12 protein-coding genes are annotated in these 20,727 nt (G+C 56.8%); 8 read left to right on the top strand and 4 right to left on the bottom strand.

Annotated elements, in window-relative coordinates:
* Positions 1 to 176: 176 nt before the first annotated feature.
* The 8 genes from QEH68_RS16015 to QEH68_RS15980 all read left to right on the top strand — a co-directional run bounded on the left by QEH68_RS16015 (position 177) and on the right by QEH68_RS15980 (position 11,335).
* On the top strand, positions 177 to 1,454 hold the full coding sequence (locus QEH68_RS16015; protein WP_172325569.1) for a glycosyltransferase family 4 protein: 1,278 nt from the start codon (positions 177 to 179) through the stop codon (positions 1,452 to 1,454).
* 8 nt (positions 1,455 to 1,462) lie between these two features.
* The gene (locus QEH68_RS16010; protein ID WP_280623377.1) at positions 1,463 to 3,184 is read left to right on the top strand and encodes a glycosyltransferase family 4 protein; all 1,722 of its coding nucleotides are present in this window, start codon (positions 1,463 to 1,465) and stop codon (positions 3,182 to 3,184) included.
* A 118-nt stretch (positions 3,185 to 3,302) separates the two neighbouring features.
* Positions 3,303 to 4,190, top strand: coding sequence for an ABC transporter permease (locus QEH68_RS16005; protein ID WP_280623376.1), 888 nt, complete (start codon positions 3,303 to 3,305; stop codon positions 4,188 to 4,190).
* Positions 4,177 to 5,070 carry an ATP-binding cassette domain-containing protein gene (locus QEH68_RS16000; protein WP_280623375.1) on the top strand — a complete coding sequence of 298 codons (894 nt, stop codon included), beginning with the start codon at positions 4,177 to 4,179 and terminating at the stop codon, positions 5,068 to 5,070. The genes QEH68_RS16005 and QEH68_RS16000 overlap by 14 nt, the downstream gene beginning before the upstream one ends.
* Before the next feature lies 1 nt (position 5,071).
* Positions 5,072 to 6,979, top strand: coding sequence for a glycosyltransferase (locus tag QEH68_RS15995; protein WP_280623374.1), 1,908 nt, complete (start codon positions 5,072 to 5,074; stop codon positions 6,977 to 6,979).
* A gap of 17 nt (positions 6,980 to 6,996) precedes the next feature.
* Positions 6,997 to 8,295, top strand: coding sequence for a UDP-N-acetyl-D-mannosamine dehydrogenase (gene wecC, locus QEH68_RS15990; protein ID WP_280623373.1), 1,299 nt, complete (start codon positions 6,997 to 6,999; stop codon positions 8,293 to 8,295).
* A 38-nt stretch (positions 8,296 to 8,333) separates the two neighbouring features.
* Positions 8,334 to 8,672, top strand: coding sequence for a hypothetical protein (locus QEH68_RS15985; RefSeq protein ID WP_280623372.1), 339 nt, complete (start codon positions 8,334 to 8,336; stop codon positions 8,670 to 8,672).
* Positions 8,672 to 11,335: a glycosyltransferase gene (locus tag QEH68_RS15980; RefSeq protein WP_280623371.1), complete on the top strand. Its 2,664-nt coding sequence runs from the start codon at positions 8,672 to 8,674 to the stop codon at positions 11,333 to 11,335. Before QEH68_RS15985 ends, QEH68_RS15980 begins: the two co-directional genes overlap by 1 nt.
* 734 nt (positions 11,336 to 12,069) lie before the next feature.
* Here QEH68_RS15980 and QEH68_RS15975 read toward each other — a convergent pair.
* From QEH68_RS15975 to QEH68_RS15960, 4 genes are all read right to left on the bottom strand, one after another.
* Positions 12,070 to 13,395, bottom strand: coding sequence for a D-glucuronyl C5-epimerase family protein (locus QEH68_RS15975; protein WP_280623370.1), 1,326 nt, complete (start codon positions 13,393 to 13,395; stop codon positions 12,070 to 12,072).
* Between the two features lie 326 nt (positions 13,396 to 13,721).
* Entirely contained in the window at positions 13,722 to 15,470 is a 1,749-nt protein-coding gene (locus QEH68_RS15970) for a heparinase II/III family protein (RefSeq protein WP_280623369.1), read from the bottom strand.
* Positions 15,454 to 17,610: a glycosyltransferase gene (locus QEH68_RS15965; RefSeq protein WP_280623368.1), complete on the bottom strand. Its 2,157-nt coding sequence runs from the start codon at positions 17,608 to 17,610 to the stop codon at positions 15,454 to 15,456. Before QEH68_RS15965 ends, QEH68_RS15970 begins: the two co-directional genes overlap by 17 nt.
* A gap of 46 nt (positions 17,611 to 17,656) precedes the next feature.
* Complete coding sequence (locus QEH68_RS15960; RefSeq protein ID WP_280628027.1) at positions 17,657 to 20,548, bottom strand: heparinase II/III family protein; 2,892 nt, start codon at positions 20,546 to 20,548, stop codon at positions 17,657 to 17,659.
* Positions 20,549 to 20,727: the final 179 nt, after the last annotated feature.

The following is a 20,727-nucleotide window of genomic DNA, read 5'->3' as shown; positions in this document are numbered from 1 at the left end:
CCGTTGCCAGCGCCGATATTGCGGGTCCGCTAAAGGTTGCCTTGGCACCCGTTGCTGAGAATAACCCCCTTGTCCAAGGGGTTACCATCCTCGTGCTGATTCTGCTGGGCGTTGCATACTTCCGTGCTCTGCGTTCCAAGGGGAGTCCTCGCCCCCGTCTTAACGGCAAGTAGCCCATGGGTTACTCCCTCACCGGGGAACAGGCTGCGGAAAATCCTGCATCACCGATGCGCCTCATGCTCCTCACACACTCTTATTGGCCAGAACATAGCCCACCCCAACGCAGGTGGGCCTCCCTCGCTCGTGAATTCCGTAAAGCTGGCTGGGACGTGGACGTTGTTGCGCCTGTGGCCCATTATCCAAACGGCCGGCGCAATCTGCCCCGCAGGCAAGCCGGACTCGCTTTTTCGCATCAGCGAGGTCCTCATGGTGAAACCATCCGACGGGTCCCCTATCTGAGGCACATGGGCACATCGTCCCTTGCCCGATTCATGGATCAGCTGTTCTCTGCCGTTATGTCCGTTCCCGTGGGCCTGGGGGGCAAGAAACCCGACGCCATTCTCGCCACGGCTCCCAGCCTTCCTACGTTGGCGACCGGGTACGTTCTCTCCAAGCTCAGGGGAGTCCCTTTCATCGTCGAGATGCGGGATGCATGGCCGGACCTGGCACGTGACGCTCGTATCGTCCAGGGCAGCGTCAAGAGTCTTGTGGAGCATGCTGTGGAGTTCTTGCAGCAACGGGCTGACCTGGTGGTTACAGTGACAGAAGGATTTGCTGACACGCTTCGCGCGCGGGGCATCAAGCATGTAGCCACGGTCAGTAATGGACTGGATCTCCATACAGTCCCATTCCTGGAGCCCCCCGCTCTTGATCGTACGGAGTTCCGGGCTCTCTACCTTGGTAATCACGGCAAGAGCCAGAAGCTGGACATTCTCATCCGAGCCAGCGCGTTGTTGGGAGATGGTTTTCATCTGACACTGGTCGGCCAAGGTACAACCAGGCCTCAATTGGTCAAGCTCGCTCGGGAACTGAACGCTCCGGTGACTTTTTACCCATCGCTTCACGGCCCGGCTGTTCTTGAAAAGTACCGGGAAACGGACACTTGCATCGTCTCGCTCCGCGATGACTGGAAGTCGTTTGAGACCACCGTTCCATCGAAGACCTACGAGGTTCTGGCGATCGGCAGGCATGTGACCGCAATCGTCCGAGGTGAGGCTGAGCGAATCATCCGCGAAGCCCAGGCGGGTGACGTGGTGCAGGCCAATCCTGAAGCTGTTGCTCAACTGTGGCGCGAGCTTTCCCAAGACCGACAAAGGCTCGCAGCAGGCAAAAGTGGTCGTGAGTGGGTAAGTGAGCATGCGGACTATGCACATCTTGCCCTTCAATATATGCAGGAGATCGCAAAAGTAGCAGCCAAGACTACGCAGGCTTCAGAACGGCGGGAATCCACATGATTCGCGTCATGACCAACTTCAAGTTGGCAGCAAGCACCGTTGTTGAACACCTGACGGAGGCACCCTTCATGCTGGTGCTTTTGATACTTAGGCGGCTGCCTTCATCCGTGGTTGGGCCCGCTGCCACCATGGTCACAAAAGAAGCACCAAGATCGTCCAAACCGCTATTTTTGCTCGCAAGCCTCGCTGCTGGTGACATTGGCGGATTGGTGAAGCGGTTCGAAAGCACTTCGGCTCAGAGAATCACAGCCGGCCAAGCTCGGAGGGCAAGCGAAATTGCACTTGCCGCGGGACAGCTTGAATGGGCGGACATCTTCTTGCGTCAAGCCGAGGGCGCACGTCAACGTCCTGCGACTTCGGCGCGACGCAAGTGGTACGACGGCGACATGTCCGGGGCTGTAGAGGCTTTGACAGGTCAGCCCGCAGGTATGGCCAGGCAGCGAGCACGACTCGAATCAGAGCTCAAAGTCTTCAGGGGATGGCGCCCCGTATTGCCGAGAATCAGCTTCGAGCCAAAGCCTCGGCGCGTCATGCACCTCTTGACGAATTCCGTACCCCATACGGCCAGTGGTTATGCTCGGCGGACCCATTCGATCCTCACGTCGCAACAAGACTCCGGTTGGGAGACGTTAGCCGTCACCCGTCTGGGCTATCCGGTACAGATCGGTGCACTCACGGCGCGGAAGGATGACGTGGTGGATGGAGTCCACTACACTCGCTTACTTCCAAGCCACATGGCCAAGTCCATGGATGGTCGCTTACAGCAGCAGGCCGATGAACTTCTCAAAGTAGCCCGGAGTTTCAAGCCTTCCGTTCTTCATACGACTACTCACTTTGTCAACGGCGTGGTTGCACGCGAAGTAGCAAACGCTTTGGACTTACCCTGGGTTTACGAGGTTCGTGGGCAGCTTGCCGACACTTGGGCATCAACCCGCGGCGACGATGCACGGCGCAGCGAGCGCTATCAGTTGTTTATGGAGCGCGAGGCCGACGTCATGCGCAGCGCTGACTTGGTGGTAACTCTGGGTGAGGCCATGAAGAGCAATATCGTTGCGTCGGGAGTCCCGGCCAACAAGGTGCTCATCTGCCCCAACGCAGTGGGTGGGTCCTACTTGAGGGAACCCCTGGAGCATAGAGCGGCCCGTCTTGCCTTGGGACTGGATCCGGCGGGGCTTTATGTAGGAACCGTCAGCAGTCTTGTGGATTACGAGGGCATCGATGATCTCGTCTCAGCATTTGCGCTGCTTGCACCTCGGCTGTCAAAGTTGAAGTTGCTCGTCGTTGGAGATGGGGCGGCTGCTCCTGCTCTTCAGGATCAGGTCCGGCGACTCGGTTTATCGGAACGAACTCATTTCGCAGGACGGGTGCCGGCCGCCCAAGCGCATCTCTTCCACCAAGCTCTGGATGTATTCGTCGTGCCTCGGAAGGATCTCGCCGTAACGAGGGCGGTCACGCCGTTGAAGCCGGTCGAGGCCTTGGCCTCGGGGAGACCTGTGGTGTCAAGTGATCTTGATGCCTTACGGGAGATCGTGCATGACGGGGTAAACGGCCGCTTGGTGACAGCGCAGAAGCCTGACGCTTTGGCTGATGCACTGTTCGAATTGCTCGACGACGAAGGTCTGCGACTCCGTTTGGGGGCTGCCGGCCGTCAGGAAGTCCTGGCCACGCGGACATGGAAAGCAAACGCAGATCTATATGGCAAGGCTTACGAAACATTGAGGGGCAACTGATGTCAGCGGACAGGTTGGCAACGCGTGCAGCGCTTTCGTGTACCTACGACGGCGTTCTGGTTCAGTTGGGTTGGGCTTGCGACACAGTGTTTTCGAATCGATCAAGGAGACCCATTTAGTGTCGGCAAAGAAAGCTAAGCTTCCACCGCCGGCGGCAATACAGCCGTTGTCGGTGGATATCAGGAAGCTCTCCCGGGTCGGGTCCCGTCCGGGGTTTCTGGATTATCTGGTCCAGCTCTGGGATTACCGCCAGTTTATTTTCTACGACGCCCGGGCTCGGGTTCAGAGTGGAACGCGGAAAGACCGGCTAGGTAGCGCGTGGCTTCTGCTGAACCCCGTCTTCAATGGGTTGACCTACTACTTCGTGTTCGGCCTGCTGCTGCAGACCAGCCATGGCATCGATAATTTTGTCGGTTATCTGGTTGTTGGAGTCTTCCTTTTCCAGTTCAGCTCAGGCGCGATCACGTCAGGTGCGCGATCGATTCGCAACGGTAAATCTGTTGTGCAAGCATTCAATTTTCCACGGGCAGCACTGCCTTTGGGTGCCAACATGCGTGAGATGCTGTCAGCTGTTCCCTTGATTTTGGGCATGCTCCTCCTCATAGTTCTGGTGCCGCCCGCCGAGAAAGTCAGCCTGTTGTGGCTTCTGACCATTCCAGCCGTGATTCTCCAGGGGATCTTTAATCTCGGAATCGGACTGATACTTGCACGAGTCATCTCGAAGGTTCACGACATCACCCATCTACTTCCCTTCGTTATCCGTGCCTGGATGTACGGTTCGGCTGTCTTCTACTCCTACGAACGGTTCGTGTCCGATCCGACGATTCTCGCCGTGATGAAGTTCAATCCGCTCTTCAACGTCATTGATATCGTTCGCAGCAGCGTCCTTTACGATCGTGTGCCGTCTTGGGAGTCATGGGCAACTCTGGGAGTCGTCGCGCTGGGGGCACTCTTGGTTGGCTTCGTATTCTTCTGGCAAGGGGAGGAGACTTATGGGCGCGATTGATTCAACTGCATTTTTGGATGGTCCTCCCTGCGTAGTCATAGACAAGGTCCGGATGACCTATCGGGTGCCATCTTCTGACGGACGCAGCACGTCCAGCCGACGGGGAATCAGGGGAAGAATTACAAGCCTGCTGGAGCGGCCGAACTTGGTCACTGTTTCTGCGCTCAAAGAGATCTCTTTGGTCGTGGAAAGGGGCGAGTCTGTCGGCATCATCGGCCGTAATGGTTCTGGAAAAAGCACAATGATGAAGTTGATCAGCGGCCAGGTGGCGCCGACCCACGGTGCTGTTTACGCTTCAAGCACCCCCGTTCTCCTTGGCGTCAATGCCGCACTGGTCCCTGAACTTTCCGGCGATCAAAACGTTGTTCTGGGCTGCCTCGCTATGGGTATGACCAGGGAGCAGATCGATGCTCGTTTCGACAGTATCGTCGAAGTCTCAGGTCTGGATTCCGCCATCTTCCTTCCGATGAAAACGTACTCCTCGGGCATGGCGTCCCGATTACGCTTTGCCATTGCAGCATCTGTCAATCCGGAAATCCTCCTGGTCGATGAGGCGCTGAATACTGGAGACGCGCAGTTCAACAACCGGAGTAAAGCACGCATGGATGAGCTGCGGGCCCAAGCGGGTTGCGTCTTCATCGTCAGTCATGGCCTGGACACCATCCGGGACATGTGCAGCAGGGTGATCTGGCTTGATAAGGGCGAACTCATCATGGACGGGCCTGCTGAAGACGTGACAGCTACTTACAAAGACTTCTCATCCAACCTTTCCCGTGGGAACAACCTCACAGCCGCAGGTATCAAGGATGAAGCCCGCGCAAACCTTGTCGCTACACGTGTGCTCGAGCGAGCCAGCGGGCGTCGGATGGAAGGACGCTGACATGCTAGTAATCGAGGACATTCGCAAAGCTGCCTGGCATTACCGACAGGGAGGACTGAACCAGCTCTTGGAGTGGCGCAGGAGACAAAAAGTCGAGAAGCGAATTAACAGTCCACGAGGCAAACGAAAGACGCGACCTGGTTCTTCTGGTTCGGGGCCTGCTAATCTTGCAGCCTTTGGGCCCTATCGCGTACCTGATCGTGATCCGCGACGCCAGGATCTTAGAGTCGGCGTGATTCTGGATGATTTTTCAAGTGCTGCTTACTCCTTTGAATGGAACTTGTTGCACCTTCGCAAAGACTCGTGGCAGGAGCAGTTGGCGGAAACGTCCATCGATTTCCTGTTCGTAGAGTCTGCCTGGAGCGGCAACCAAGGCTCTTGGAAGTACCAGCTCATGGGCACATCCGGACCAAAGCCGGAGTTCTTGGAATTGATGGCGTGGTGCCGGGCGCGGCAGATTCCTACAGTCTTTTGGAATAAGGAGGATCCACCTCACTACGAGGACTTCCTCCCTGCAGCTCGTGAGTTCGACATGGTCTTCACGAGTGATTCAGACCGTATTCCGTCCTATCAAAGGGACTTGGGCCATGACCGCATAGCTCCGCTGCCGTTTGCTGCGCAGCCTGCAATCCATAATCCGGTTCGCATTGGAGAGGGTCGCCATTCAAGAGGAGTGGCCTTCGCCGGAATGTACTTTGCTCATAAGTACCCTGAACGCCGGCAGCAGATGGATCTACTCCTCAGTGCGGCAAGGGACGCGTCGTCTAAGTCAGGGCCAAGGTTGGACATATTTTCGCGCCAACTAGGTGGCGATTCCAGCTACCAGTTTCCAGTACCGTTCAACGAGAACGTAGTTGGTAGCCTGGACTACGCAAAAATGCTCACTGCGTACAGGGCGTACAAGGTATTTCTCAATGTTAATTCCGTGGTCGGTTCTCCCAGCATGTGCGCGCGAAGGATTTTTGAGATCACCGCTTCGGGGACACCGATAGTCTCAACGCCGAGCGCGGCTATCGGTCACTTCTTTGAGCCAGATGAGGTTTTTGTAGCGGGGTCACAAGAGCAGGGTGAACATCAGATCAGAATGTTGGCCCGCAGCCCCGAACTCAATGATCGAGTGGTTCATAGGGGCCAACGACGAATCTGGAGCGAGCACACGTATGCCCACCGCGCGGAAACGATAATCGCAGCTGTTCTCCCGGAGCGTGTGCGTCGTGTTGCTCTGCCAACAGTCAGTGCTCTCGTGCCGACCATTCGACCACATCAGCTGGAGCATGTGTTCGCGACTATCGGTAGTCAATCGGACGTTGATGTTGAGTTGGTCCTTCTAACGCACGGATTCGAAGTACCCATGGACCATGTCGAGGATTTGGCCGCAAAGCACGGGGTTCAGCGCTTCAAGCTTCTGACTGCGTCCAGAGACTTGACGCTGGGTGAATGCCTGAACCAGTGTGTCGCCGCGTCTTCGAGTGAAGTTCTCACAAAGATGGATGACGACGACTACTATGGTCCGCAATATCTTGTGGACCTCCTGCATGCACTTGATTACTCGAAGGCAGACGTGGTGGGTAAGCAAGCGCACTACATGCACTTCGTGTCGACAAAGGCGACGGCGCTCCGTATCGCCCATATGGAACATCGTCTAACCCGCTTTGTGGTTGGACCGACTATCACGGCACGACGTGAAGTCTTTGAATCCAATCCTTTTGAAGCTGTTAATCGTGGAGAAGATACAGGCTTCCTAAAAGCCGTCACCACGGCGGGTGGCTTCATCTATTCTGCCGACAGATTCAACTTCTGCCAGATCCGGCAGGGCGACGGTCATACTTGGGATGTCTCAGATGAAGAACTGGCCGCGTCCGGCGAAATCACGTTCTTTGGAGATCCCAAAGAACACATCACTGTTTAACTAAAAAGGGGAAGTAAATGACGAACATCAAAACAGTAGCCGTTGTTGGCCTTGGATATATCGGGCTTCCGACTGCCGCTATCCTCGCGACCAACGGGATCAACGTCGTAGGCATCGACGTGAACCAAAACACGGTTGATGCAGTAAATCGAGGCGAGGTCCCGTTCGTGGAACCCGATCTGGGTGTCCACGTGGCCGGTGCTGTGAGCCAAGGACACCTCAAGGCGACAACGGAAACTCCGTCTGCCGAGGCATACATCGTGGCTGTACCCACACCGTTCCGCGACGACCACTCTGCAGACTTGAGCTACATTGAGGCAGCTGCCCGCGGAATCGCGCCTCAGCTCAAAGGCGACGAACTCGTTATTCTCGAATCCACTTCACCCCCACGCGCCACGCGGCACATGGCCGATTACATACTCGCTTTGAGGCCTGACCTCTCGCTTGACGGTGCCAATGGTGCGCCGGTTATTCATTTTGCTCATTGCCCTGAGCGAGTTCTGCCCGGCCGCGTAATGATCGAACTCGTCACCAATGACCGCATTGTGGGTGGCATTACGCCCGCAGCCGCGGAACTGGCAAAAGACCTCTACGCAGTGTTCTGCCAAGGGGAGATTCTGGTCACGGATGATGTGACGGCTGAAATGGCGAAGCTCGTTGAGAACTCGTACCGCGATGTGAACATTGCTTTCGCAAATGAACTCTCCATCATCAGCGACAAGCTGGGTATCGACGTGTGGGAATTGATCCGGTTGGCCAACCACCACCCGAGGGTTAACATCCTGCAGCCAGGTCCCGGTGTTGGGGGTCACTGCATCGCTGTGGACCCGTGGTTCATTGTGGCCGCCGCTCCGGAGGAAGCTCAACTCATCCGCCAGGCCCGCATTACCAACGACTCCAAGCCGGAATGGGTCGTGGTGAAGGCGCGCAAGGCTGCTGAGGCAGTCGGAGCCGCACCCGTCATCGCCACACTCGGTCTGGCATTCAAGGCGAACATCGATGACCTGCGCGAGTCACCGTCCATTGGCATCACAGCTGAACTGGCTGAGCAGCTTCCGACGGCAAGTCTCCTGGTCGTGGAGCCGCACGTCGAAGCACTTCCCGCTGCCCTTCGGGACCGCTCCAATGTGGAGCTTGTGAGCACGGAAGAAGCCATCTCCAAAGCTGATGTCATTGTGGTTTTGGTGGACCACGACGAATTCAAGTCCATTTCCCCGGCAGCATATGCAGGCAAGACAGTCATTGACTCCCGCGGCATCTGGGGACCGGATGCCAACGCCGAAGTGACTGCCACCGTGGCCCACGCCGTCAACTAACGGCATTTCGGTTACCACAGAGGAGGATCCACTACTTCATGGACCGCAACAAAGGGGACGTCGAGCATATTCGGCAGGGCATTAGCCGTGCGGCGCTTGCCCACAATGTCCAGATCGAAAAACTCCAGGCTGAATTGCGCGACGCATACCAGCGGGAAGTGGATATGGCCTCTGTGGTAGCCGAAAGGCGGAAGTTCAGCCAGGAACTGTTCACGACCCGCCTTAAACTGGACATGTACCGTGAAAAGTATGCTGCCAGCCAGAGGGAACTGGCCGAGCGCGACAAGAAACTAGCAGCATTGTCCAATTCGGCGCTCGGTGCGCTGCAACTGAAGTACTGGCGTCTACGCAGGCGCCAAGGACGGGGGAAAGCCTGATGGGCGACGCGGAGAACCGCCTCTGGCGGTCTAAGAAGCGTTTGGAAGAACTCGAATACTGCCAAGCTGCCTCGGACTCACGGCAGGGTTATTACACCTCAAAGTACTATGTGGACTCAGTACTCGCCGGCGAGCCTGTTTTGCCGTCGAACACAAAACGGAAGTACCTGGCCCGGCGGAATGCGTCACACATCGAGGGCTACATTGAGGATCTTCGTCCTATCCTGCAGGATATTCCCGAAACCTTGGGTTCGAGAAGCCTCAGGGCCCATCCCGTTGACGTCGCCATTATTGCCGACGAGTTTCTTTACAAGAGCTTCGACTCAACCGCCCGCCTGAGCTACGTCACACCGGCAAATTTTCAGGACGTAGCTGCTGATGCCGGGCTGTTGCTCATAGCGAGTACATGGCGTGGACTTGGCGGTGAATGGAAAGGGCTTGCAACCCCGGAGTCAAAGAAGAGGAAATTTCTTCTTGAAGAAGTGGTCCCATACTTCAGAGCCAAAGGGACGCCGGTTGCCTTCTATTCCAAAGAGGATCCCCCCAACTACAGCCAATTCCTTAGCATTGCCAGGGCTGCCGACCATGTTTTCACTTGTGCTGCAGAAAGCGTCCCCGACTACACCCGGGATTGCCCGGATGCGGCATCCATTGGCGTGTTGAGCTTTGGGGTAAATCCCTATCATCACTCACCTGTGTACTCACGCAGGCATCGTCTCCCGGATGTGTTGTTCGCTGGCTCATGGCACACACAGCGTTATCCCGCACGCCGGTCGGGGGCGAAAGCCATCTTCGACGGCGTCCTCGAATCGTCACGGAACCTCGTGATCATTGACCGCAATTGGTCGCTGGAAAACAGCCGCTACTTTTTTCCGGAGGAATACCTCCAGCATGTGGTACCCACTGTCGAACATGATCTGCTGATGAAGCTCCAGCGGATATCCGACTTCAATATCAATCTGAACTCCGTTATATCCAGTGCTTCGATGTACGCTAACCGGGTTGTTGAACTTCAGGCCATGGGGTCGATGGTGCTGTCGAACTACAACGTGGGCGTCAATAATAGGTTCCCTAACGTGCTGACGGCGCAGACTACGTCTGATGTCCGTGATGTTTTGGATGGAATGTCCCAGGTCAACCTCTACGAGGTCCAAATGGAAGGCCTCAGGAGGGCCTACACGGACCACCTTGCCCACGATCGCATGGCAGAGATATTGCAGGCTGCAGGCCTGTCAGCGGGGGCTCCATCGGCGAGGGTGTGTGCAGTCATGGAGGCACCCTCCGACGAACTTCAGCGCGCTGTACAGGAGCAGACTGTCAGGGGAGTCGAAACCGTGAGCCCGGAACAGTTGCGCCGACGTTACAAAGAGTTCGACATCGCCGTACCCATTTCGGATCGGTTCAGATACGCTCCCACATACGTTGAGGATCTGGTCAACGCGTTCAAGTATGCTGATGTTGATTTCGTCACGAAGTCGCTGCCGAATGCCGGTACGGACACGGGCCCCATGCCCGAGCATGAGTCCTTTTCCACCTTGCCTGAACCTTCCGCGGGTGCCCTCTGGCTCGACTCTGCTGCCGGTGAAGCGTATCGCCAAGGTGGTCGCGTTCAAGGCAATGGCTACGTACTGGATCCTCTCGGTATCGGCATGCGTACAGAGTCCTTGTCACTAGTGGAGTCAGCCCAGGCACCCTTCGAAGCACTTCTTTCCGTCATAGTGCCTGTTCATAACAACGGCTCCTTCCTTCTAAATAAGTGCATCAGGTCCCTCGAACGCTCGTCACTTTTTGCCCAGATGGAGATCATCCTGGTCGACGATGGCTCTACGGATCTGCGCACTCATCAAATACTTGACGAACTGGCGGAGCGGTACAGCCAGGTTACTGTTTTCAAGTTCGGGGGCACTGGCTCGGGTAGCGCGTCCAGGCCACGAAATAAGGGGCTGGAACTCGCAACAGCACCTTGGGTGACTTATTTGGATCCTGACAACGAAGCAATCAACGACGGTTATGCAAAGTTGGTGCAGCTCGCTGTTGATGAGTCCTTGGACATGGCCTTGGGTGACATGCTGAGATACTCGGACGGAATAAAAACTTTCCATAACTCTCGAAAACTTGGCCGCAATTTGGACAGCTCGCCCGTGGACGGTGACGATGTTCCGGACAGTCTTCTCAGTCGCCTGGACTTCTATCCGATGAGCATCCAGGCTGCTGTGCTCAATTCCTCGTGGTTGAAGAATCTTCATCTTGAGCAGCCTGTTGGAGCGCTTGGACAGGATTCGTTCTTCTTCCAGCAGTTGGTACATTACGCCCGTAGGATCGACGTCCTCGAAGTGCCGATCCACATCTACTACGGTGCGGTGGAGAACTCCGTGGTGAATACCCTCGGTCCACGGTTCTACCAAAAGTATTTTCCCTTGGAGAAGGCTCGCGCCGCCTGGCTTGAAGAAGTCGGACTGATGCCGGAGTACAAAGCGGGACGTGCCCAGACTTTCATGAAGCACTGGTTTATCCATAAACTCAAGCGCGTACCCGAGGCCGACGTTGCCGAATGCGTTGAGTTGATCCAGCAGTTGGGGGAGATTTACGCACCCATAACCTGGGAAGATCCTGAGGTATTGGCGATTATGGAAGGCGACACTACGGCGCTCCACCCTGCCTAAGCGGCTGTCGCGGTTCGCGGCGAACGTTTTCGGCCTGGGGACATCCCGGCGGCAGTTCGCTGTAGGACAAGCGTTTGGTAGTTCCGGGCGTTTGGTGCTTCCTCTTCCGGTCCTGGTGCTGTGCTTGATCGCGGTATGGCGCCCAAGCCTGTTCGTTTCCGGTCTAGAGGCGTGTTCGACCAGAACCTGCAGGCCGTCCTCCGTATCGGTAAGTGATCCGGTGGCCAAGAGCTCCCGAAGCTGCTCTTCGACCAACCAGGCGGCTTGTAGTTTCCCGGTGGCATCGCCAGTGGTGCGCGTTGCCCGGGTCCAGTCTGAGAGTGTGCCGTTGGCGTGCCCGAGCAGTCTCCGGTTGGCCCAAACTGCGCCGATTGAGCGTCACCCCCAGAGCCTTACGGAAAGCAGGTGAGTGTGGCGCGGGACCTGGTTTCACAGCACAGGACGGGGACCGGACTCGGCAGCGGCTTAGGCCATGAGGCGTGGCTGCCCAAAGGCGAGGACCTAAGAACCGATGACACGGTGGTCAGGCGAAGTGAGAATCGAGGTGGCAGGATCGTGGCGCCGGGAAGTCGGCATGATCGGCGCTCCTAGCTCCTGACTCTTGTTGAATGCGTAGAGATCATTTGACACAGGAGGGAGTCCGTCTCACAGGGAACCTTGCAAAGCCGCCCTAAGGGCGGCGACACAAATGCCCCCACGCGCTCTAATGATGGGGGCATCTGTGTCGGTTGTGGCTACTTGTGTTTGTGCATGTCGAAGCGCTCCAACATCAAGCGTTCATCTTGGTATGCCGGGTGTTCAGCCCAAAGAGACGGAGCATGCCGCCATTTATCGAGGTAATAACCCAGAATCTCGCTGCCAGACTGCTCCACGATCTTGGTGAGCGTATCAATGTGAATGAAGTGGTAGACGTTGAACTGTCGCCCAGTGAGCTTCTTGGAAAAATTGGTGGGGTGTGCAACCATCTCCGCAGCAATCCAGGGCACCGCAATCTCAAGAAGGTTTTCGCCGGGTAGGAGATCGAACTCTTGAAGGTGCTTCTGACCGGTCACCTTCGGCACGCTCCCGAACGGGTTGTACGTCGTCTCGCCAATAGCCACTTTGACTTGCCCTGCACGTTCGGCCGTGACCTTCAGCAATAGCCTGTTGGGCGAAGGCCACGAGAACCTACTCAAACGAACCTTGACGCGCCCCAACTTACCGTCGCGAATGGCCAAGGGGCCGGCCTTGAGAGCTTCCCCCGCTTGGTCGCCGTCGACGTTCGCAGCAAAGACGCCGGCTGATGGGACAACCACTTGGCAGTCCGTCACTTCCAGGTCGGAGCCCGCAGCCGTGAGCTGGAACGTGGCGTCGCCTTCGAGTTTGTAACGGGAGTTGGCGAGCTCAGGGACGTCGTAGAGGCCAATGACGCTTTCCATGCCCTTAACGGATTTGTGGAAGACTTCCCAATCGCCCTCATCGTTCGTGGCCCGCGCCACGTCCAACAGGATGCACGTCGCAGTGGTCCATCCGTTCAGTGTGCAGTTCGGGAAGGTCGCCGGGTACTCTTCGATAATCAGTCCACCGTCGCTGGTGTAGCGCGCCACGCCGCCGTCCTCTACAGGGATGGTCAAGCTGGTCAGAACAGCCTTCAGTGGTCCGCGGAACCGATCTGTACCCGGGTAGGCGAGGAGCTTACTGAGGACGTCTACGTAACGGGACTGCGTGAGGCCGCTGTACCAGGTGCCCTTCTTGCTGGAGACCTTGGCCCGTTCCTCGTCATAATTAAATACCAAGCCGTCGTGCAAGGGCTCCATCATGGCTACAGAGATGTCAGCGACCCGAATGGCAGCTTCGAGGAAAATGGGATCCTCGGTGAGTCCATACTGGATCAGGTAGTCAGTGATGACGTAAGGGCCATAGATGGGGTGCGCCATGAGCACACCATCAGTCCGGCGACCAGGGTATCCGTTGGGCAGAAATTCTATGCGGTAGTAATCCCAGATGGCTTTGCGTTCCATGCGGAGCGCCGGCAAACCAACCTCGTATTCATTGGTCACATAGTCGGTAGATGAGCCCATAAGTTCCCCAGTTGTTAGGTCGATGTTACCAAGGACCAACGTTACCGGCTGGAACAGACCTGCCCCTTGTTCCGTCGGGAATCACCCGTCACAATACGGTCTTCTGATGCTAACGGCGCCTGATAAACCAAGCATTGACTTAGCACACCGCCATGGCTCTACCCGCGTATGAGGGTCCTTGAATGGCTGGATATCCCACGCCTGGCATGGAGGGGCGGTTTGAAGCCAGAGAGTCGTAGGGGCTGTCTCTCTCATGGCGCTACTGAGTGCCACTCACGAGCCAAGAGCGCCCATTTGTCTCACTCAAAGGCGGTTCTGCTGCTCGCCTAGTCATCGTTGTCGAAGCTAAATCTGGTCCTGAACACGTGGTGGCGGGTTTTCCTGGCTTCCAAACAGATTGACCAAACGCCCTCGCGGGTTCCGTCCTCGACTGATCGCCAGCCCCGGAGAGGGTTGTCGGATTCACGTACTGGGCCTTGGACCGAAGTGCCCGGTTCCGTCCTCAACGTCAGATGCCACTCTCCACCGGCTGGAGACCAAGAAAGCCCGGCAGCAGGGGAGGCATTTAATGTCAATGCCCCAGAGAGATTGAACCAAACCTGGTAATCCCGCTTGACGGCATCCGTGGATTGAACATCATCTGTGACGGTGAGACCAATGCCGGGCTTCAACTCAACCTTCCGACGGTGGGTCCATCCTCCGTGGTCCATACGGCCGTTCAGGACGAACACGTCGCCCACCTGCTCACACAGCCCAAGACCAGAGCCTTGAGGGGTTCGACGCCGGTCGTGGTTCCTTCCGTTGGCGGTCACCGTATTATGAGCCATCGTAGATTCGACGAACCGACGGAAGGGATCGGCATAGTAGAAGCCGTCCGCGCGAAGGGGCGAATCGACGGGCAATTGTGCACCGTACCCGTAACGGCCGCCTTCGACCAATATCTCCTGCCCCCGGTCATACCAGACGAAATTGAGATCGTCCGCGTGTTTGTGCGCTCTGCCGTGGAAGGCCGCTGTAAAAGCGAGGTAAGACGAAGTTGACTGTCCTGCTTCTCCTTGTGGCTGGGGTGAACGGACAAAGGCGTAGCCAGAGTCCGGAAATACTCCCAGTTCTGTTGGGCACGCCTGACCGAATGAACCTCCCGACATCAGAAAGTTGGTTTCAGGGCTCAGAGTCAGCGGATGACTACCGTCTATCATTTTGACGTACGGAGTATCCCCCAACGGGACCAGCGAACCATTGGGCTGGATCATCCAGCCCAGCAAGTCCGCGGCCTTGCGGAGGCGGCCCGTCAGTTCGGAATCTTCGATGAGGCCGTTGTCCACCGCAATCTGGAAAGATTGCATCAGCATCCGATGGTATTCGGGGGAGTGCTCGCTGTGGCCGCCGTCCGGAAGAAACTGTGTTCGGATCATGACAGCCAGCCGTCTGCGGCCCTCCTCAGCCAGCCCGCTCAACTCTGGCACAGCTTCAAGAGCTGCGCCCAGTACTGTCTGACCGATGGCCACAAAATAGCCATGGTTAGTGCGTGGATTGAACGAGCTTTCGAGAGCGAATTCAAGCCTGTGCCTGTCTACAGCACTGAGCAGGGACCGCAGTTCCTGGATAGTTATGCCGTTTTTTGCCCCCAGATAAATGAGGCCAGCGAGGCGAAGGGCGCGCTGGCCGAGAGCCATGTTGTACCAGACGATCGCATTGTCTGTCTCCTGGCCAGAATACCTCTCCGACCAGGAGACTGCACGATCCAAGCACCATTGAAGGTAGGTCTTTTCGCCAGTACGGATAAACTCCTGGATTGGCCTGTCCATGAATTTCCAGCCGTGAAGCTGGGAACCCCAGCTTCTGTCGTCCGCGCAGAGACTATCCCAGGCGAGTGGCAGCGAAAGATCCAGGCGATCGTAGTCTCCGGCCTTCCAGCCGTTGTTAATGACATCCGAATCGGAATCACTGATTAGGCTGTCGAACCAAACTGCGTCCGAAAGATCGGGGCGGTGACTTGAAGCGACCCATTCCCGAAGCGCTTCAATATCAGCGTCCGTTAATTGCTGGAACAGCAATTCAGACGCGGATTGCATTCGCCGCCAGATTCGCATACTGGTTGTTATAGACAGCCGCGTTGGCTTCCCATGAGCGACTTTCACGTACCCAAGCCGCGCCGGCTGCCGCCATCTTGCTCCTCGTCTCAGGGCTTGAAACAAGGTCGGATAGAACGTCCGCGAGTGAGTCACTGTTTCCGGCCTGGAACAGAGCAGCCGAGCCGCTTGCCTCTGCAATTTCCTTGAGCGCGTCGACGTCAGACATAACAATCGTTCGTCCCGTTGCGAAGGCTTCAAAGGGTTTCAGCGGCGTGACGAGCTGGCATACAGCTGCTGCCGTGCGTGGGACAACGAAAATGTCGATGAGCCCGTAATAGCCCAGGATGTCCTCGTGGGGTACGCGCCCCGTGAAGAGAGCGTCGTGAAGTCCGAGCGACGCAGCTGTGGCCTTAAGGGAGTCCAGGACTGGTCCATCGCCTACCACCAGGAGCCGGACAGGAACGCTCAGGCGTTCACGCAACTGTCGGAACGCATCGATAAGTACCGGTACGCCCTCATATTCGACCAGGGATGAAATGTACCCGATGACGATCTCGTCGCCCTGTATGCCTAACCTGCCAGCCAACTCGGCGTTTCGCGTTTGAACCGGGAACTGGTCGCCGCTGACAGCGTTCGGCACTACAGAGGTCTTCTCCTCCGGGCACCCCTCGGCCGTAATTCGGCGTTTCATGACCTCTGCGAGGGTGAACACATGGTCCGCTGCTTCCCTGCAATCACGCTCGCGTTCCCGGCGCCATGCATAGGTGTCAGGGACGCCCCAGCGACTACTGAATGCCTCGATGTCTTCGATACCGCTGGCTTGGGCCATTCGGGAAAGCCAGGATTCTTCCCAGAAGCCACGGCTTTCGTAAATCACAGGAATCTCGAAGTAGTCACCAACAGCCCTTGCGGAGAGGGCATTGAAGAAGTCAGAGTGGGCATGGAGGACAGCAGGACGTACCTCTGCAACCACTCTCGCGAGTTCCTCGACGTTGGCGCTCAGCCAGGTAGTCAGGGGAGTGTTCAGTCGGATGGGTCCCGTCGGGAGATGGTAGGTGACACCGTCAACGTCCATCTGCGCGGCTGCGTCGGCGTTCACCGCATCGCCTACCTGATTGCACACGTGTACTTCCAACCCGGACTGGATCTGGGCTAAGGCCGTATAGTGCGTACGTAGCGTATATCCCGATTGTGTAGTCGGGAGAACTTTGCCCACTACGTGCAGAATGCAGTTGGGCTTGGGAGTGAAGTGCTCGTATGGTCCTTGGGGCTCAGGCTTGAAGGCACCGGAGAAGATTTTGACTTCTTCATCGCGTAAAGCGACTGCACTGGCCAATTTCTCGTTGTGTTTCCGGCTAAGTACTACCCGAAGGACGTGCTGGCTTTTGGCTGTGTATCCGAGCTTGCGCAGCTCACTCGCCAGGCCACGCAATGACGTCATATTGATCTTTTCAAAGATCGAATGGGCTTCGAGCATCTCGTAGACCGCCAAGGGCTTGGCATTGAACTGCGTCTCAGCAAGTTTTTTGACCTCGGAACCGGAGAAAGAGTGCCAGTTCCTACCGTCAAGCGCCACAAGATCGAACTGCCGTTCTAGATATCGCTCCTCGGCCTCTCGGGCCTTGTCTGCGTGTTCGGACTTAAGGTCCTCGACGAGCTGCAGCAAGCGCCCGTGCTCGGCCTCAAGCTCAGGCGCGGGCACGGGGAGTGTCCTAGTTGCGTTTCGGACCTCATCTGACAACTGTGCTGTGGAGGCGTTGTGGGCCTTCTTCAGGTCGCTTAGCTGTGCTGTGGAGGCGTTGTGGGCTTCCTGCAGGTCGGCTAGCTGTGCTGTGGAGGCGCTCTGGGTTTCTCCCAGATCCGTCAACTGCCGTTGCAGAGTTAGCAGGTACTTCTTAATTGAAGCCTGTGACTCGCGCTGCAAGCGGCGGTTCTCCTTCAGCCTCCCTATCAAGCCGGTGGTGGCTACGCTGAAGGCGACAATAGCTACCACAAACAAAGCGATGATGACCACCGCGCTTGCCGTCGAAGCCGCCTGCGGCAGGAGAGCCAGCAACGTCCCAAAGAAAATGAAGGCAAACCCCGCAACCGCGGAAAGGCCAATGGTCCTGTCAGAACTGAGTCTTCTGTTAATATGCAACGTGTTTCCTAAGTCAACGAAATCTGGTCGGTGCAAAAGTGCTGCATCAGTTGATTAATGAACTGGCACTTGTCGGAAAGTGCTGCAAAGCGGCGGAGCGGTAATGGGCATAAAGCTCGGCTTTAGCGGCCACATGCCCAGGGCCCCAATCAACATCAACGAATTCGATCCGATCTTTGTGGTTGCTGTGTTCGGACTCCAGCATTGAACGGAACGGGTTACGGTGTTTTGTGACGTGGTGGGTATCGCCTGTGTTCTGGACGTAGAGGATACGGGGGAGGTCTTCCAGCATCGCATACGTTTCGACCACGGACGTGGAAAGCCTGAAGGCGCGTGCTTCTTCCACATCGACATCAGACTTCAAACAGGTGGATAGAGCCACATCTGCGCTTGTCCGGAAGTATTCCTTTACATCGGTTTGGGGGTTGAAGACCAGTGCCACGGAGTCGGGGAGGTAGGAGGCAACTTGAAGGGCAGTGAATCCGCCGCCCGAGCTGCCCGACAGAAGAATACGCGTAGCATTCGTTTCGAGCTGAAGCTTGCGGATGCACTCGGCCATGAACCGATGGACATTGATGCTGCCGTCTCCGAGGTACCAAGAGAGGGTCATGTTCTTATTGAGGTCCAGTGATGGATCCTGGAAGACGGCATGGTTTCCCCCTTCCATGAGCTCGGAAGTCAGTCCCTGGAAGAAAGGCAACGTCGTCTTGGTTCTATTGATCGCGCCGTGGAACCTGACGGATAAGAGATCAGAGGGCCCATGTCCTACCGCGAAAGGCAGAACCAAGCCTCCCAAGTTGGCGGAGTAAATCTTGGACTTCTCGCCTTCCTCGAAACCGATCTCACTCGGAGAGCTGATGGTCTCGATCTTTCGGCCATAAGTCTTCGAACGAAGATCAACGCCGGCCCAGGCAATCAGCGGTTCCCGCATCACGCCCAGAGCGTTGCTGGTTAGCTCGATTTCCTCAGTGAGGTCGTTCCCTAGGAGATCCACGATGCCCGTACGCAGGCCTTGATCGTCGCTCGAGTCATCGTTGGCGTCGAGAAGAAGGTTGAGAAGAATGCTCAAAGCTTCCAGCCGCGCACTTCGGGTGTTGTCCTGTTGGGCGACCCATGCCTTCAAACTGCCCCAGTACCTCGTTGTGAACAGGCCGTCATCTGGTTTGGGCGCCGACCACAAGACACCTGCGGCGCGGCAAAGGTCCATGGTCTTAAGCCAGGCTGACCTCACGTCGTCCAATTCGGAGGAAATTGTTCCTTCCTCGCCGAGGGTGACCGAAACGCGATCCTCTTCCACGGTCAGGTTGAACTGGTAACGCCCGGAGAGCGCACTCAACGCTATTCGTCCGCCGGTGGCATCCATTTTCTTGACAGAGAAGCTGCCCGATTGTGGCGCGGCAATGATGGTGATGAACCGGAAGCGCCGTCCGCTCTGTGTCGCGGAGACAACCTGGGTCGGCAATTTCTCCATCCATTTCCTGGACATCCAGCCGTCGAAGGGTTCTTCTGAACCCTTCGCAATTGAGATGGCAGGCGCGTTGCCCTTCCAAAGGAGGAAGGAGGACGCACCATCGCGATCCAGTCGCAGGCCGCCCGGGATGTCCTCTACCGCGGTGTCCGTGTCAAGATGCCACCGCTGTCTGGCGGAGACCTCGTCGGCACTGAATACGTTGTCTACGACGAGTAAGAACTCGCCACCACGGCAGTAGACAACACGCCTCTTCAGTTCGACGCCCTTGTACCCGGAATCCGCGAAGGTGAAATCGTCAACTTCATCGCTGGTGAATGACCGGATAAGGGCCACTTCGGACTTGGGGTTGTATACCCTTTCCTCGACTTGTACTACGTTGTGTCCAAGCCGGGACAAGCAGTAGTCGCGCATGGCGTCTTTTTTGTACGCGTACTTGCCGGCGTCAACCAACCATGGATGGCCGTTTGAATGAAGGGTCAGCGAAGCGCCATCCTGGTGACCATGTACGCGGTTGGCCTTGCCGAAGGACAGGGAATAGAAGGTTTCCTTCTTGAAATCACGTTCGTGATCGCCCCAGCCGCTGCGCCCGAAGACATACCCCTTCTGATAAATCTTTGTGAGCTCGGCGGGCGGTTGTCCCGTAGAACCTTCCGACTTCACGTAATCCAATTCGGGGGACGACAACGCTCCCGGAGTAGTGGCTTCAGTATCACCAATCAGTTCGAAGGTGCCGTCGGGTTTAGTGGCATGGGCTAGCTCCAGGTAGGCGAGGTTCAGCCTCTCGGCTGAAGCGGGACGGGTCACGCCTTCCACATCCAGACGTTTGAATGCCTCTTCCCACCACACAAGGTTGTTTTTGTGGTAGCCGATGGCCCCTTCGACGTTTACGCCTTGTTCGTCATAGTTTTCCTCGAACAAGCTCGTGAGGCGCTGTCTTGCCAGTTCTGTCCATTCCGCGTTGCCCAGGGCCGAACCGATGACGAAAAGAGCCTGGTGCTGGTGCAGGGCATGATTTGAATGACCGAGATGCTTGGAGTCCGCCAGCCACAAACCGTGTGCATGGATGGACTCCGCCAGCCACTGATCGTCGCCCTCCTGAACCAGCGGGAGGCCAAACGTCAGGACCATGGCACGTAGCGCTTCCACCATGTCAGCCCATGCATAGCTGACAAAATTGCCCTGTTGGTCCTTCTCCTTCGGGTCCGACTGAGGATTGGCTTCAATCCACGACTTGCACGTTTGGAGCCAAAACTCCCGTGCTTCCCGGTCTCCAGCCATGGCTACCCTGCGGACCGGCTCCAACCAGCGCAGCATGTGAAGTTGCGCCCGCCAGTTCCGTTGCCCGAACGGATCTGCATTCCAGTCGATGCCGTCCTGGAAATTCCACGTCGGGTGTGGTCGCATGCTGAGCTTGCCGACGAGGAGCTCGTCAGCAAGAGCACGGTCCGTTGACCTCTTCCTGAACATCTCTCCGAACGTCTGGCGCCGAACGACGTCGAGATCTACTGTGTGGGTGGTCATGCGATTCCTTACGCCATAATCGGGCTATCTGCCCCTGAACGGCCACATTCGAGCACTATCTTAGGTGAGCGCCGCCAGGAGCAACTGTCACAAACAGAGCGGGGCAATGCGTAACGGCGGCCCGG

Origin of the sequence: Paenarthrobacter sp. OM7 (assembly GCF_029873575.1) — a bacterium.
In the GTDB taxonomy this organism is placed as follows: domain Bacteria; phylum Actinomycetota; class Actinomycetes; order Actinomycetales; family Micrococcaceae; genus Arthrobacter.
This window is presented reverse-complemented; position numbering and strand designations above follow the sequence as displayed.

Coding starts and splice junctions, on each gene's coding strand:
- QEH68_RS16015 (WP_172325569.1), top strand. CDS start 177: ATGGGTTACTCCCTCACCGGGGAACAGGCTGCGGAAAATCCTGCATCA.
- QEH68_RS16010 (WP_280623377.1), top strand. CDS start 1,463: ATGACCAACTTCAAGTTGGCAGCAAGCACCGTTGTTGAACACCTGACG.
- QEH68_RS16000 (WP_280623375.1), top strand. CDS start 4,177: ATGGGCGCGATTGATTCAACTGCATTTTTGGATGGTCCTCCCTGCGTA.
- QEH68_RS15995 (WP_280623374.1), top strand. CDS start 5,072: ATGCTAGTAATCGAGGACATTCGCAAAGCTGCCTGGCATTACCGACAG.
- wecC (WP_280623373.1), top strand. CDS start 6,997: ATGACGAACATCAAAACAGTAGCCGTTGTTGGCCTTGGATATATCGGG.
- QEH68_RS15985 (WP_280623372.1), top strand. CDS start 8,334: ATGGACCGCAACAAAGGGGACGTCGAGCATATTCGGCAGGGCATTAGC.
- QEH68_RS15980 (WP_280623371.1), top strand. CDS start 8,672: ATGGGCGACGCGGAGAACCGCCTCTGGCGGTCTAAGAAGCGTTTGGAA.
- QEH68_RS15975 (WP_280623370.1), bottom strand. CDS start 13,395: ATGGGCTCATCTACCGACTATGTGACCAATGAATACGAGGTTGGTTTG.
- QEH68_RS15970 (WP_280623369.1), bottom strand. CDS start 15,470: ATGCAATCCGCGTCTGAATTGCTGTTCCAGCAATTAACGGACGCTGAT.
- QEH68_RS15960 (WP_280628027.1), bottom strand. CDS start 20,548: ATGTTCAGGAAGAGGTCAACGGACCGTGCTCTTGCTGACGAGCTCCTC.